Origin of the sequence: Achromobacter sp. ACM01 (assembly GCF_014851745.1) — a bacterium.
GTDB classification, from domain to species: domain Bacteria; phylum Pseudomonadota; class Gammaproteobacteria; order Burkholderiales; family Burkholderiaceae_B; genus Achromobacter; species Achromobacter aegrifaciens.
Genome location: NZ_JACVAF010000005.1, coordinates 262,036 through 275,371 on the forward strand (window position 1 = coordinate 262,036; position 13,336 = coordinate 275,371).

At 67.0% G+C, this 13,336-nt stretch carries 14 protein-coding genes; 6 read left to right on the forward strand and 8 right to left on the reverse strand.

The genetic code is table 11. The annotated features are described in order from the left end of the window. Positions 1-44: 44 nt before the first annotated feature. From ehuA to IB268_RS24005, 5 genes are all read right to left on the reverse strand, one after another. Positions 45-815, reverse strand: a complete 771-nt coding sequence (ehuA, locus tag IB268_RS23985) for an ectoine/hydroxyectoine ABC transporter ATP-binding protein EhuA (RefSeq protein ID WP_054455983.1) — start codon at positions 813-815, stop codon at positions 45-47. Next, the gene (gene ehuD / locus IB268_RS23990) at positions 812-1,483 is read right to left on the reverse strand and encodes an ectoine/hydroxyectoine ABC transporter permease subunit EhuD (RefSeq protein WP_175181434.1); all 672 of its coding nucleotides are present in this window, start codon (positions 1,481-1,483) and stop codon (positions 812-814) included. The genes ehuA and ehuD overlap by 4 nt, the downstream gene beginning before the upstream one ends. Next, on the reverse strand, positions 1,480-2,133 hold the full coding sequence (ehuC, locus tag IB268_RS23995; protein ID WP_054455979.1) for an ectoine/hydroxyectoine ABC transporter permease subunit EhuC: 654 nt from the start codon (positions 2,131-2,133) through the stop codon (positions 1,480-1,482). Before ehuC ends, ehuD begins: the two co-directional genes overlap by 4 nt. Positions 2,134-2,143: 10 nt before the next feature. Further along, on the reverse strand, positions 2,144-3,052 hold the full coding sequence (ehuB, locus tag IB268_RS24000; RefSeq protein WP_156337399.1) for an ectoine/hydroxyectoine ABC transporter substrate-binding protein EhuB: 909 nt from the start codon (positions 3,050-3,052) through the stop codon (positions 2,144-2,146). A 175-nt stretch (positions 3,053-3,227) separates the two neighbouring features. Beyond that, positions 3,228-4,382 (reverse strand): ABC transporter substrate-binding protein, encoded by a 1,155-nt coding sequence (locus IB268_RS24005; protein WP_192354909.1) that lies wholly within the window; start codon positions 4,380-4,382, stop codon positions 3,228-3,230. Between the two features lie 264 nt (positions 4,383-4,646). Here IB268_RS24005 and IB268_RS24010 point away from each other — a divergent pair, with 264 nt between their 5' ends. Together IB268_RS24010 and IB268_RS24015 are read left to right on the forward strand one after the other, a co-directional pair. Continuing rightward, entirely contained in the window at positions 4,647-5,072 is a 426-nt protein-coding gene (locus IB268_RS24010) for an OsmC family protein (RefSeq protein ID WP_054455974.1), read from the forward strand. 130 nt (positions 5,073-5,202) lie between these two features. Then, the gene (locus IB268_RS24015) at positions 5,203-6,492 is read left to right on the forward strand and encodes an Nramp family divalent metal transporter (protein WP_192354910.1); all 1,290 of its coding nucleotides are present in this window, start codon (positions 5,203-5,205) and stop codon (positions 6,490-6,492) included. Between the two features lie 69 nt (positions 6,493-6,561). Here the strand turns inward: IB268_RS24015 and IB268_RS24020 are convergent, their stop codons facing one another. Beyond that, positions 6,562-6,783, reverse strand: coding sequence for a hypothetical protein (locus tag IB268_RS24020; RefSeq protein WP_054455972.1), 222 nt, complete (start codon positions 6,781-6,783; stop codon positions 6,562-6,564). A gap of 184 nt (positions 6,784-6,967) precedes the next feature. After that, positions 6,968-7,576 (reverse strand): TetR/AcrR family transcriptional regulator, encoded by a 609-nt coding sequence (locus tag IB268_RS24025; RefSeq protein ID WP_054455971.1) that lies wholly within the window; start codon positions 7,574-7,576, stop codon positions 6,968-6,970. A gap of 102 nt (positions 7,577-7,678) precedes the next feature. Here IB268_RS24025 and IB268_RS24030 point away from each other — a divergent pair, with 102 nt between their 5' ends. Continuing rightward, positions 7,679-8,962 (forward strand): MFS transporter, encoded by a 1,284-nt coding sequence (locus tag IB268_RS24030; RefSeq protein ID WP_054455968.1) that lies wholly within the window; start codon positions 7,679-7,681, stop codon positions 8,960-8,962. Positions 8,963-9,019: 57 nt separating this feature from the next. Here IB268_RS24030 and IB268_RS24035 read toward each other — a convergent pair whose 3' ends face one another. After that, entirely contained in the window at positions 9,020-9,718 is a 699-nt protein-coding gene (locus IB268_RS24035) for a GntR family transcriptional regulator (protein ID WP_225588757.1), read from the reverse strand. Positions 9,719-9,847: 129 nt separating this feature from the next. Between IB268_RS24035 and IB268_RS24040 the strand changes: the two genes are divergently transcribed. From IB268_RS24040 to IB268_RS24050, 3 genes are read left to right on the forward strand one after another with little or no spacing between them, the layout of a single operon-like run. Beyond that, on the forward strand, positions 9,848-10,843 hold the full coding sequence (locus IB268_RS24040) for a tripartite tricarboxylate transporter substrate binding protein (RefSeq protein WP_054455963.1): 996 nt from the start codon (positions 9,848-9,850) through the stop codon (positions 10,841-10,843). Between the two features lie 51 nt (positions 10,844-10,894). Continuing rightward, entirely contained in the window at positions 10,895-11,695 is an 801-nt protein-coding gene (locus IB268_RS24045) for an enoyl-CoA hydratase/isomerase family protein (RefSeq protein ID WP_125470024.1), read from the forward strand. Between the two features lie 20 nt (positions 11,696-11,715). Next, positions 11,716-12,954 carry a CaiB/BaiF CoA-transferase family protein gene (locus IB268_RS24050; RefSeq protein WP_192354911.1) on the forward strand — a complete coding sequence of 413 codons (1,239 nt, stop codon included), beginning with the start codon at positions 11,716-11,718 and terminating at the stop codon, positions 12,952-12,954. Positions 12,955-13,336 lie beyond the last annotated feature (382 nt).

The window sequence follows — 13,336 nt, forward strand, 5'->3', positions numbered from 1 at the left end:
ACCGCAGCCCCGGGCGGGGTCAAGGCTGGCACGCAAGCGCCGCGCTACTGCCCTTCGATCACCGAATCCAGGAACTGGCGCGTGCGCGCTTCCTTGGGCTGGCTGAACAGCACCGCCGATTCGGCGTCCTCGACGATGTTGCCCTCGTCGAAGAACAGGGTCCGGTCCGAGCTGCGTTCTGCGAACTTCATCTGGTGGGTGACGATGATCATCGTCATGCTGCGCCGGGCCGACAGGTCGCGCAGGATCTGCAGGATGCCGCCCACCAGCTCCGGGTCCAGCGCGGAGGTCACCTCGTCGAACAGCATGATGTCGGGGCACATGGCCAGCGCGCGCGCTATGCCCACGCGCTGCTTCTGCCCGCCCGACAACTGCGCGGGATAGACATCGAGCTTGTCGCCCAGCCCGACCATCTCCAGGTATTCCACGGCGCGCTCGCGCGCCTGGTCGCGCGACATGCCCAGCACGTGCACCGGGGCCTCCATGGCATTGGCCAGCGCCGTCATGTGCGGGAACAGGTTGAAGTGCTGGAACACCATGCCGATCTTGCCGCGCACCTTGCGCAGATGCTCTGAATTGAGGCCGGCGGGGCGGCCCTGCGCGTCGGTCCACATGGGCACGCCGTCGATCTCGATGTCGCCGCTGGTGGGCTGGTCCAGCGTCATCAGCACGCGCAGCAAGGTCGATTTGCCCGAGCCGGAGGGGCCGATCACTGCCACGGTCTGGCCGGCCGGTATCTCCAGGTTGATGCCGCGCAGCACCTCCAGTTCTCCGTACTGCTTGCGCAGGTTCTTGATGCTTACGCTGGCGCTCATCGCTTTCCTCCATATCGTTGCAGGCGGGCCTCCAGGCCGCGCACGCCCCAGGCCGCCACCAGGCTCAACGCCAGGAACAGCAGGCCCACCAGGGTCAGGGGCTCGGTGTAGCGGAAGGTGGCAGAGCCGATCATCTTGCTCTGCTGCAGCAGTTCCACCACGGTGATCGCCGACAGCAGCGGCGTGTCCTTGAACATGGCCACCAGGTAATTGCCCAGCGCCGGCACCACAGGCGGAATCGCCTGCGGCAGCACCACGCCCACGGCCGTGCGCCAGCGCGACATGTTCAGCGCGGTGGCGGCCTCCCATTGGCCGCGCGGCACGGCTTCGATGCCGGCGCGGTAGACCTCGGCGCAATAGGTCGCGTAGTGCAGGCCCAGCGCGGCGATGCCGGTGGCCAGCGGCGACATCCGCACGCCGGTCAGCGGCAGCACGTAGAACAGGAAGTACATCTGCACCAGCAGAGGCGTGCTGCGCACGAACTCGATCACGAAGGCGGTGGGCAGGGACACGATGCGCAGCCGCGAACGCCGCAGCAAGGCCAACACCAGGCCCAGCGTCACAGCCACCAGCATGCCCAGCAGCGTGGCCTCGATCGTGATGACCAGCGCGGAGCCCAGCGTGGGCAGGATCTCCAGGGCGAAGGACCAATCGAATACCGGCTTCATCGCACGCGCACCTTGCGTTCCAGCAGACGCACGCCGGCCGTGATCAGCAGCGCCACGGCGAAGTACATCAGCAGCATCAGGGTGAAGATCTCGGTGGTGCGCAGGGTCTCGCTGCGCAGCAGCTGGCCGCGGAAGGTCAGGTCCGTGATGGTGATGAGGGACACCAGCGCGGTGTTCTTCAACAGCTCGATCAACAGGTTGCCCGCAGGCGGCAGCATGGCCGGCACGGCCTGCGGCACCACGATGCGGCGCATGATCTGGCCGCGCGTCAGGTTCAGCGCGATGCCGGCTTCGCGCTGGCCCGGCGGCACCGCGCGGATCGCGCCGCGCACCACTTCCGCGCCATAGGCGCCGGCGTTCAGCGCCAGCACCACGATGCCCACCAGCATGGCCGGCAGTTGCACGCCGAACAGCGGCAGCACGAAGTAGAACCAGAAGAGCTGCACCAGGGCCGAAGTGCCGCGAAACACCTCGACGTAGACCGCCGCGATCCAGCGCAGCGGGCGCACGGACGACAGGCGCCCGATGCCCGCGGCCAGTGCCAGCGGAACTGCCAGCACCACGGCGCCTGCCATGATCTCCAGGGTCACCGCCAGCCCCTGCAGGAGCGGTGGCGCCAGCTCGGCGAAATGTTCGGATATCAGCCGCATGCGCGCCCCCTTACTGGCCGGCGCACAGCTTGGCGGCCGTGACCCCCTTGGGCAGTTCCTCTGCTGTGAAGCCAAAAGGCGCCACGAGTTTCTGGTGTTCTTCGGTGCCGATGAACTTTGCCAGCTCAGCGTTGAAGGCGTCGGCAAAGGCCTTGTCGTCGCTGCGGAAGGCATAGGCGCCGTAGCCGCGCACGTCCTTGCCGTCGATGACGGGATCCTTGAACGGATCGGCCTTCTCCAGGCCGCTGGCCGCGCTGGTCTTGCCCATCAGGTCGTTGACCGTGAGCGCCGTGGCCGCATAGGCGTCGGCGCGGCCCGCCTGCACGCCGGACAGCGCGCTGACCGCATCCGGGAACACCACCACCTGGGCGGGCGGCACCTTGATCTTGGAGGCGTACTCCGCTTCGATCGCGCCGACCACCACGCCGAGCTTGGCGTCGGGATTCTTCATCACGTCTTCATAGCTGTGCAGATTCTTGGGATTGCCTTGCTTGACCAGGAAGGACTGGCCCACCCCATAAGTGGGGTCCGAGAACGCCACCTGCTGGCAGCGTTCGGGCGTGACGTACATGCCCGCGGCGATGATGTCGAAGCGCTTGGCCTGCAGGCCCGGAATGAGCGAGCCGAACTCGGTCAGGACGCCCTCCACTTCGTTGATGCCCATGCGTTTGAGCACCACCCGGGCGATCTCCACGGATTCGCCCGTGACCTTGGCTTCCTTGCTGTCCATGAAGGCGAACGGCGCTTCGTTGGCGTAGCCGATGCGTATCTTGCCGGCGGCCTTGGCGGCTTCCAGGGTGGACGCCGCGGCGGGCGCGTTAGCTGCCGGAGCAGCCTTGTCGGATCCCGAGTCGGAACATGCCGCCAGCACCCCCAGGCTCAAGGCGGCCAGCATACGTCTGGATCGGATCAGGCTCATGGCAGTTTCTCCTGTATTTATTTCGAGGTATATGGATTCACTAAAAATAATACGCTATTAAATGATTTCGACACGAATCATATGCCCGAAAAAAAGCAGGCCGCAGCCTGCTTTTTGCTTCGCCGCCCTATGGGCGTCAGGACAAGTTACGAATCGTAGACTTATATGTCCCCACTTATTCCGCGTAGGAAAAACGGCCGTTCCGGACGATGCCCATGACGCGGGCGCGCTCGTCGAAACCCTGGTGGTTGTCCTTGGTGATGTTGAGCACGCCATTGGGCACGACCAGGTCGCGCGTGTTTTCCAGGGCATCCCGCAGCGCCGCGCGGAATTCCGGCGTGCCGGGCTTGGCCCCGGTCTTGAGCGCCCGCGCCACCGCCGAGTCCAGCAGCATCCAGGCGCCATAGGCGTCGCCCGCGAACTGGGTCAGCGTGTTGGCGCCGTAGCGCGCTTCGTACTTGTCGGCAAAGGCCACCGCCACCCTCTTGACCGGGTTGTCGTCGGGCAGCTCGCGCGCCACCACGCCAGGGCCGGTGGGGAACAGGGTTCCCTCCACGTCCGCGCCGCCGACCTGCAGGAATTCCAGCGTGCCTATGCCGTGCGTCTGGTAGATGGCGCCGGTGTAGCCGCGTTCCAGCAGCGTCTTCTGCGGCAAGGCAGACGGGGTGCCGGCGCCGGCGATCAGCACGGCGTCCGGCTTGGCGGCGATGACCTTCAGCACCTGTCCGACCACCGACGCGTCGGTGCGCTGGAAGCGCTCCTGCGCCACGATCTTCAGGTCGGTCCCGGCAGCGGCGGTGAACTCCTTCCACCAGCTGTCGCCGTAGGAGTCCGCGAAGCCGATGAAAGCCACGTTCTTCAGACCCTTCTTCTTCATGTCCGCGACCAGCGCGGTGGCCATCAACGAATCGTTCTGCGGCATCTTGAAGGCCCAGGCGCGCTTCGGATCGGACAGCGGCTCGACGATGACGCTGGAGGCGGCCAGCGCAATCATGGGCGTGCCGGTTTCGGCCAGCACGTCCAGGCCGGCCAGCGCGGCGGCCGTGGTGTTGGGGCCGACGATGGCGTCGACCTTGTCTTCCGAGGTCAGCTTGCGCATGTTCTTCACCGCGCGGCTGACGTCGGTACCGTCGTCCAGCACCACGTAGCGGGCCGGCTCGCCGCCCAGCGTGGCCGGCCACAAGCGGATCGCGTTATTGGTCTGGATGCCGATGGCCGCGGCCGGACCGGTGGTGGACACGTCCACGCCGATGACGATTTCAGCCTGGGCGGACAAGGCGGGGACGGCCAGCGCAATGGCGCAGGCGTAGCGGACGAGCTTGTAAGACATGACAGCAGTTCTCGGCGAGGTGTGAGCAGATGCCTGTATTTTGCCTGATGGCCGCGTGCCGCCTTGCGACGCGCATCAAGAAAGCCGGTCTGCGGTTACATAGGCTTGCCGTTGCGCGCAGACGCTTTCCGCGCCTGGCGCCCGCAGCCGCCTTATCATCGTTCATGCCATTCCAGGCAGCGCGCCCCGCCCCCAGCGGGCGGCCCGCGCCCTCCCACACCGGCCGCGCGCGCGACGGGCGCGGTCCTTCTACAGGAGTCACGCATGAAGAAAACCGCAACCGCCCACTGGTCGGGCGACCTGAAGACCGGCAAGGGCACGATCTCCACGCAGAGCGGCGCGCTCAAGGAACAGGCCTACGGCTTCAACACCCGCTTCGGCGACACCCCGGGCACCAATCCCGAGGAATTGCTGGGCGCGGCTCACGCCGGCTGCTTCACCATGGCCCTGTCCAACATCCTGTCCGAAGCAGGCATGGTCGCGCAAAGCCTGGACACCAAGGCCGAAGTCACGCTGGACAAGGTGGATGACGGCTTTGCCATCACCGCTGTCCATCTGACGGTGGAAGCCGTCATTCCCGGCGCCAGCGCCCAGGCCTTCGAGGACGCGGCCCGCAAGGCGGAAAAAGGATGCCCCGTGTCCAAGGTGCTGAACGCCAAGATCTCCATGGACGCCAAGCTCAAGTCCTGATCCCCGGTGCAGCCCATGGCCCGTCCGAGAAGGATGGCGCCATTGGGCCGCCCTATCCCCTGCTTGCCCAAAATCAATTTGACGATGCCGTCCCCCAAGAGGATGATGAGAATCATTCTCAGGAGCGAGCATGGGCCAATTCATCTACGCGATATCCGGCGGCAGGACCGCGCTGGCGCAGGACGTCCAAGTATCGGCGGGCCTGCGCCGCATCGCCGGCCCTGGCATCCTGGTGGCCGTGGGCTATATCGATCCGGGCAACTGGGCCACCGACATCGCGGGCGGCAGCGGCTTCGGCTACGGGTTGCTGCTGGTCGTCATCACCTCGGCGCTGCTGGCGCTGGGCTTCCAGATCCTGGTGTCGCGCCTGGCGCTGGCAACGGGGCAGGACCTGGCCACGCTGACGGCCCGCCACCTGTCGCCGCGCCTGGCCAAGGCCGCCTGGCTGGCCGGCGAGGCGGCGATCCTGGCGACTGCCCTGGCCGAACTCATCGGCGGCGCAATCGCGCTGCGCCTGCTCTTCGGGCTGCCGCTGATCGCGGGCGTTGCGGTGACCGGCGTCGGCACGTTTGCCGTGCTGGCGCTGACGCGCGGCAACGCCGACAAGCACGAGCGCTTCATTGCCCTGCTGCTGTCGGTGGTCGCCATGTCCTTCGTGTTCCTGCTGTTCAAGGCCAACCCGGCCTGGACGGAAGTGGCGCACGGCGTCACGCAGACCGGCCGCGCGCTGCGCGACCCGCAGGGCTTCCTGATCGCGCTGGGGATACTTGGCGCGACCCTGATGCCGCACAACCTGTACCTGCATTCCGGATCGCTCGCGCAGCGTGCGCAGCAATTGCCGCCCAGCGCCCGCGACCTGGCCATGCGCGTGGCGCGCAACGACACCGTCGTGTCGCTGGGCCTGGCCATGCTGATCAACGCCGCCATCATGATCGTCGCCGCCGCCTCGCTGTCGGGCTCGGGCATCATCGTGTCCAGCCTGGACGACGCGCATGCCGTGATCGGCCAGACCCTGGGCATCGGCGCGGCCATCGTGTTCGCCGTGGCGCTGTATGCCGCGGGCCAAAGCTCCACCATCACCGGCGTGCTGGCCGGACGCATCCTGTCCCAGGGCTTCCAGGTGGGCAGCGGCTGGTCGGACCGCCGCCGCGCGCTGGCGACGCGGCTGGTGGCGGGCGCCGCGGCGGTCGGCCTGCTGGCCTTCACCGGCGGCCAGGATCCGGACGGCCTGCTGGTGCTGAGCCAGGTCATCCTGAGCCTGGCCCTGCCCTTCGCGCTGGGGCCGCTGGTGCTGCTGGCTTGCCGCAAGAGCCTGATGGGCAAGTACGTGTTGCGCGGCGCCTGGGGCTGGGCCGCGGTTGCGGCCACGGTCGGCATCCTGCTGCTGGATGGCTATCTGGTGGCGGACATGCTGGTCTGAACCCCGGGGATCGGCAGGCATAAAAAAACGCCAGCGATGCTGGCGTTTTTCTCGTACCCGCTGTCGGGCTCAGTGGTAGGCGGAGACCACGGGGTGCTGGCGGCGGCCGGCGTCCATGTCGTGCAACACCTCGCCCACGGCGCCGCCGAAGGCGGCCAGGCGCACTTTCAGGCGCAGCCAGCGCGAGCCGGAAGCGTGGCCGGACAGGCTTTCCGCGATGATCGCGTCATGGATCAGGGTACGTTCCAGCTCATCCGACATGCGGGCATTCTTCAGCGCGGTATCGCTCATGGTTCTCTCCTTGAGAAAGCGATGTGGAACAACACGAGTCCATCTTAGACCTGTGCTTGCTGCGCCGCAATAAATTTCTTAACCATTTTTTTGTGCGTTGCGCAATGGGTACAAACACCAAAAATGGTGCACATGTGCACTGCTGCCTGCACCTTTCTTGTGCTGCCCCTTCCGAAGACGCCCGTCAGGGCTGTGCGAGATGCGCCTGGATCAGCATGTCCGCCATCTGCGCGACCCGGCCGGCTGGCCCGCCTTCGCCAAATAGCTGGCTGGAGACGAAGGCCCCTTCGAACAACAGCAACAGGCCATCGCCCAGCGCGTCGGGATCGGCCGCCCCCATTTCCGCCGCCATGGCGGCCAGGCGCCGCCGCAGCTCGGCCTTGTGTTCCACCGCCACGGCGCGGGCGGGATGACCGGCCTCGGGGTATTCCACCGCCGCGTTCGTCAGTCCGCAGCCCCGGTAGCCGCTCTGCACCGCGCGCACGCCCAGGCCGGTCAGGTAGGCCAGGATCTGGGCCCGGGGATCGCCCGGATGCGCCGCGCAGGCCGCGTCGAAACGCGCCCAGAATTCAGCGTCATAGTCGCGCAGATAGGCCGCCGCCAGTTCGTCCTTGGACGAAAAGCTGCGGTACAGGCTGGGTTTGGTCACGCCCGCTTCGCTGACGATGGCGTCCACGCCCACCGCCCGGATGCCGTCCCGGTAGAACATTTCGCGCGCGGTCTTGCGGATGCGCTCGGCCGCCAGCGGCGGCTTGGATGCGGGCCGATCGGCGCTCGAGGTTTTACTGGCCATGGATGGGCTCCTTTCCGGATGACGGATCGACTAAAAATCGCTTGACGATGTTACTGACCGGTACGTACTATTCGCAAACCCCAATACGTACCGGTCAGTAACATGAGTATAGCCCACCCTCCCGTCCCTTTCCGGCGCGCCGGCCAGAAGTACGCTTTTGTCGTCGTCGCGGTGATTTTCCTGTCCCTGCTGGTATCCGCCGGCCTGCGTTCCTCGCCCAGCGTGTTGCTGGTGCCTCTGGAAGAAACCTTTGGCTGGAGCCGCAGCACCATCTCGCTGGCCGCCGCGGTCGGCATCTTCCTGTATGGCATGGTGGGACCGTTCGCGGCCGCCGCGATGGAGCGCTTTGGCTTGCGGCGCGTGCTGATCGGCGCGCTGATGCTGATGGCTGCGTCCAGCGCAGCCAGCGCCTTCATGACCCAGTCCTGGCATCTGCTGCTGACCTGGGGGGTGTTCTCGGGCCTGGGGTCCGGCGCGGTCGCCGTGGTGCTGGGCGCCACCGTTGTCAACCGCTGGTTCACCAAGCACCGCGGCGTGATGATGGGCCTGCTGACCGCCAGTTCCGCCACCGGCACGCTGGTGTTCCTGCCGGTGCTGGCCGCGCTGGCCTCGTCGGGCGACTGGACGCGCGTGGTGTGGACCGTGGCGGCGGCGGCGGCGGCCCTGGTGCCGCTGGCCTGGTGGCTGGTGCCGGACCGCCCTGCCAGCGTCGGGCTGGTCCCCTTCGGCAGCGATCCGCATGCGCCGCCCGCGCCCGCCGCGCCGCGCACCGGCATGCTGGCCGCCACCTTCGGCGCACTGGCGCGGGCCTCGCGCACCCGCACCTTCTGGTTCCTGTTCGCGACCTTCTTCGTGTGCGGATTCACCACCAACGGCCTGGTCGGCACGCACCTGATCGCGCTTTGCGGCGACCACGGCATGCCCGAGGTGCAGGCCGCGGGCCTCCTGGCGTTGATGGGCATCTTCGACCTGATCGGCACCACGGCGTCCGGCTGGCTCACCGACCGCTACGACCCACGCAAGCTGCTGTTCGTCTACTACGGCCTGCGCGGACTGTCGCTGATCTACCTGCCCTATTCCGACTTCTCGTTCTACAGCCTGTCGATCTTCGCCATCTTCTTCGGCCTGGACTGGATCGCCACGGTGCCGCCCACGCTGCGCCTGACGACCGAAGCCTTCGGCGAGCGCGACGCGTCCATCGTGTTCGGCTGGATCGTCGCCGGCCACCAACTGGGCGCCGCCAGCGCCGCCTGGATGGCGGGCGCCGTGCGCGAAGCCCAGGGCAGCTATCTGATGGCCTTCGTCATCTCCGGCATGACGGGCCTGATCGCCGCCGTCATTGCGCTGATGATAGGCAGGAAGCGCGTGGTGGCGCAGCCGGCCTGAACGCGCCAGCGGGCGGGCGGCCGAGCCCTGGGCCCGCGCCGTCCGCGCGATGACAGGTCACTTCAAGCCTTGGGCCCCGCGCCCGCGCAGGTTGTAGGTCTTCTTGCTGCCCACATGCCTGCGGATGAGCGACTCCGCAAGCTCGCCGTCGCGCTGCATCAGCGCCTGCACGAAGGCCTCGTGGTCGGCCACCGCCGCCGTCCATTCGTCGATATCGAAGTTCGACTTGTAGCGCAACGCCTGCACCTGCAGGTTCAAGCGGTCATACGAATGCGTCAGCGCCGGGTTGTGGGCCGCCCGGTTGATGGCGATATGCGTGCCCATGCTGGCCGCGAAATACGCGCGGATGTCGCGCTGTTCATACCCTTGCAGCATCTGCGCGTGCAATTGTGCGATATGCGCCAGTTCCGCGTCCGTGGCGCGTTCGGCGGCACTGCGCACCGCCAGCCCCTCCAGCACCGACAGCACATCGAAGATGTTCTCGACATCGTCGGCCGACAACTCGATCACCATCGCGCCGCGCTTGGGCTGCAGAGTCACCAGGCCGTCGGAAGCCAGCATGCGATAGGCCTCGCGCAGCGGCGTGCGTGAAATCTTCAACTGGTCGCACAGGTCCCGCTCGTTCAGCCAGGTGCCCGGCTTGAAGGTGCCGTCGATGATGAGCTGCCGCAATTTTTCCGCCACCACGGCCGGCAGCGTGGGGTGATGAATGGCCAAATCGGGGACGGACTGGTCCATAACTTCAGGGTTAGCCATGAGTTGTTGCCACTCGCTATTTCGACTATTTTTGTATCTGGTATACCAAACACCAAAGGCATACCAACCTGACCCCATCATAGATCAAGCAACACGCGGGCAGGCTGACAACCACCAAAGGAGACCCACATGCACAAGCACGCTCGCGCCTGGGCCGGCGCCCTGGCGTTGACCGCCGGCCTGGCCGCCGCCAGTCCCGCCCTGGCGCAGGACGCATCCAAATGGCCGGAACGGCCGGTACGCCTGATCGTCGGTTTCGTGCCCGGCGGCGGCACCGACGTATCGGCGCGCATCCTGTCCGCGCGCCTGTCGGCGCTGCTGGGCCAGCAGGTCGTGGTCGAGAACAAGCCCGGCGCTTCCGGCCTGATCGCGGCCGACTTCGTGGCCAAGGCCGATCCGGACGGCTACACGCTGCTGCTGGCCAATATGCAGTCCACCGTCGCCGCGCCCTATGTGGTGCAGTCCAGCGTCGACCCGATCAAGGACTTCACGCCGGTGCGCTACATCGGGTCGGTGCCCAACGTGCTGGTGGTCAATCCGGCCAAGCACAGCTACGCCAGCGTGCAGAACCTGGTGGACGACGCCCGCGCCAAACCCAAGCAGCTGACCTACGCCTCCTCCGGCATGGGCAGCCCGCAACACCTGAGCGCCGCGCGCTTCTCTCAGATCGCGGGCGTCAGCATGGAGCACGTGCCGTACAAGGGCAGCGGCCAGGCCATGACCGACCTGCTGGGCGGCAGCGTGGACATGAACTTCGACACCCTGCCCGGCGCCATCAACCAGATCCAGGCCGGCAAGTTGCGGCCGCTGGCTGTGACCAGCACCGAACGCAGCAAGCGCCTGCCCGACGTGCCGACGCTGGCCGAGTCCGGCATCAAGGGTCTGGACATCGTGCAGTGGTATGCGGTGCTGGCCCCGGCCAAGCTGCCCAAGCCGGTGCTGGACAAGCTCGACCAAGCGCTCAGCCAGACGCTGGCCGATCCCGAGATCAAGGCCAAGCTGGCCGACCAGGGCATGGAACTGGGCGGCGGTCCGGCCACCCCCGCGGCCTTCGCCAGCTACGTCCAGGACGAATGGAGCAAGTACGGCAAGCTCACCGCCAGCCTGGGCCTCACCAAGCAGTAAGCCGGCAGCAACCCGGCGGGGGGTGCGCCCCCGCCCACGCAAAGGAACACCATGAGCGCTACCCCCACTTCCGACACCTCCCCCATCCTGTGCCAGCGCGACGGCGACATCGCGACCGTGGTGCTGAACCGCCCGGAAAAGCTCAACGCCTTCACCATAGACAGCTGGCGGCTGCTGGGCGACGCCTTCCTGGAGCTGGACGCCGACGACAGCGTGCGCTGCGTGCTGCTGCGCGGCGCGGGCGAAAAGGCCTTCTCCCCGGGCAATGACATCAGCGAATTCGAGACCGCGCGCAGCAACAAGCGCCAGGCCATCGAGTACGGCGCCGTGATGCGCCGGACCATAGAAGCCATCGGCAACTGCCGCCATCCGGTGGTAGCGCAGATACACGGCATCTGCGTGGGCGGCGGGCTGGAGATCGCCAGCCTGGCCGACATCCGCATCTGCGGCCAGAGTTCGCGCTTCGGCGTGCCCATCAAGAACCTGGGGCTGGTGATGTCGTACTCGGAACTGGCGCCGCTGGTGCGCCTGGTGGGCCCGACCGCCGCGCTGCAGGTGCTGCTGGAAGGCACCATCTTCGACGCGCAGGAAGCGCTGCGCCTGGGCGTGGTCACGCGCGTGGCGCCCGACGATCAGGTCGCCTCCGAAGCCCAGGCCGCCGCCCGCCGCATCGCCGACGGCGCGCCGCTGGTCGCGCGCTGGCACAAGAAGTTCATCCGCAATCTGGTGCAGGGCAAAGCCCTGACCGACGCCGACCGCGACGAAGCCTTCGACTGCTTCGACACCGAGGATTTCCGCACGGGCTACCAGGCCTTCCTGGCCAAGGCCAAGCCGCAATTCAACGCCCGCTGAACCCCATGCAAGGAGGACTCATGCATAACGATACCCAGCGCCCCGCCGGCGCCCTTTCCGGCATGCGCGTGATCGAGCTGTCGCAGATCATGGCCGGCCCGACCTGCGGCATGATGCTGGCCGACATGGGCGCCGACGTCATCAAGGTCGAGAAGATCGACGGCGGCGACGATTCGCGCCAGTACCGGGACCCGCAGATCAACGGCATCTCGGCGCCTTATCTCATGCTCAACCGCAACAAGCGCGCCATCGCGCTGGACTTGAAGCATCCGGAGGGCAAGAAGGTCCTGCTGCGCATGATCCGCGACGCCGACGTGGTGACCGAGAACTTCCGCAAGGGCACGATGGAAAAGCTGGGCCTGGGCTACGACCGGCTGCGCCAGGAAAACCCGGGCCTGATCTATTGCGCGGTGTCGGGCTATGGCACCACCGGCCCCTATGCCGACAAGGGCGGCTTCGACCTGGTGGCGCAGGGCTTCTCCGGCCTGATGGCGATCACCGGGGAACCTGGCGGGCCGCCGCTGCGCACCGGCAACTCCGTCGCGGACATCAACGCCGGCTTGCTGGCGGCTTTCGGCGTGCTGGCGGCCTACCAGCACAAGCAGCGCACGGGCGAAGGCCAGATCGTGGAAACGTCATTGCTGGAAGCCAGCCTGCAGCAGCTGTACTGGCACGCCGCCATCTACTTCGGCAGCGGCGTGTCCCCCGGCCCCACGGGTTCGGCGCACGTGCTGAGCGCGCCCTACCAGGCCTTCCCCACCTCGACCGACTGGATCATCATCGGCGGCGCCAACGAGAAGAACTGGCAGCGCATCACCCAGGCGCTGGGCAAGCCGGAATGGGCCGAGGATGCCCGCTACGCCCGCAATCGCGACCGCATGCAGAACCGCGATCAACTGGTAGAGGATATGTCCGCCATCCTCAAGACGCGCAGCGCGCAGGAGTGGCTGGACGTATTCGACACGGCCGGCGTGCCTGCGGGCCCTGTGCACTCCATCGCCCAGGCGCTATCGCATCCGCAGACGCTGGCGCGCGGCATGGTGGTGGAACAGGAGCACCCGGTCGCGGGCACGGTGCGCACGGTAGGCATGCCGGTGAAGCTGTCGGCCACGCCCGCGCAATACCACCGCGCGGCGCCGCGGCTGGGCGAGGACAGCATCGCGATTCTGGGAGAGTTCGGCTACGACGCCAAGGAAATCGAAGCGCTGATCGATGCGGGCGTGGTCGCGGCCGTGGACCGTGAACGCGCGCCGGCTTAGGACGTTTTTGGCTGAATTGCTGACGTTCGGTTTTGTACGGCTGGGGTTCTTGAGTCGCCGGCGTCCGGACTGCGGAATTCCGATGCTCGCCCCGGTGGGGCTGCGCTTCGGATCCCTCCGTCCGGTCACCGGCTCACGGCATCTGCTTACGAACGGGTCCGAAACCAACGCATTAGGCGACTGCCAGCCGAGGCGGCCCGGAGCCATCCGAAGCGCAGCCCCATTGGGGCGAGCATCGGAATGGCGCAGGGCAGCCTCGGCGGCTAAAGAACCCTGACATCCGCAAGCTCGAAGCCCTGCCATTTCGGTTTTATGAGGCTGAGTTCTTGAGCCGCCGGCGTCCGGACTGCGGGATTCCGATGCTCGCCCCGGTGGGGCTGCG

Bases quoted from the DNA above. Each gene is read 5' to 3' on its own strand.
- ehuA (WP_054455983.1), bottom strand. From the start codon at position 815: ATGAGCGCCAGCGTAAGCATCAAGAACCTGCGCAAGCAGTACGGAGAA.
- ehuD (WP_175181434.1), bottom strand. From the start codon at position 1,483: ATGAAGCCGGTATTCGATTGGTCCTTCGCCCTGGAGATCCTGCCCACG.
- ehuC (WP_054455979.1), bottom strand. From the start codon at position 2,133: ATGCGGCTGATATCCGAACATTTCGCCGAGCTGGCGCCACCGCTCCTG.
- ehuB (WP_156337399.1), bottom strand. From the start codon at position 3,052: ATGAGCCTGATCCGATCCAGACGTATGCTGGCCGCCTTGAGCCTGGGG.
- IB268_RS24005 (WP_192354909.1), bottom strand. From the start codon at position 4,382: ATGTCTTACAAGCTCGTCCGCTACGCCTGCGCCATTGCGCTGGCCGTC.
- IB268_RS24010 (WP_054455974.1), top strand. From the start codon at position 4,647: ATGAAGAAAACCGCAACCGCCCACTGGTCGGGCGACCTGAAGACCGGC.
- IB268_RS24015 (WP_192354910.1), top strand. From the start codon at position 5,203: ATGGGCCAATTCATCTACGCGATATCCGGCGGCAGGACCGCGCTGGCG.
- IB268_RS24020 (WP_054455972.1), bottom strand. From the start codon at position 6,783: ATGAGCGATACCGCGCTGAAGAATGCCCGCATGTCGGATGAGCTGGAA.
- IB268_RS24025 (WP_054455971.1), bottom strand. From the start codon at position 7,576: ATGGCCAGTAAAACCTCGAGCGCCGATCGGCCCGCATCCAAGCCGCCG.
- IB268_RS24030 (WP_054455968.1), top strand. From the start codon at position 7,679: ATGAGTATAGCCCACCCTCCCGTCCCTTTCCGGCGCGCCGGCCAGAAG.
- IB268_RS24035 (WP_225588757.1), bottom strand. From the start codon at position 9,718: ATGGCTAACCCTGAAGTTATGGACCAGTCCGTCCCCGATTTGGCCATT.
- IB268_RS24040 (WP_054455963.1), top strand. From the start codon at position 9,848: ATGCACAAGCACGCTCGCGCCTGGGCCGGCGCCCTGGCGTTGACCGCC.
- IB268_RS24045 (WP_125470024.1), top strand. From the start codon at position 10,895: ATGAGCGCTACCCCCACTTCCGACACCTCCCCCATCCTGTGCCAGCGC.
- IB268_RS24050 (WP_192354911.1), top strand. From the start codon at position 11,716: ATGCATAACGATACCCAGCGCCCCGCCGGCGCCCTTTCCGGCATGCGC.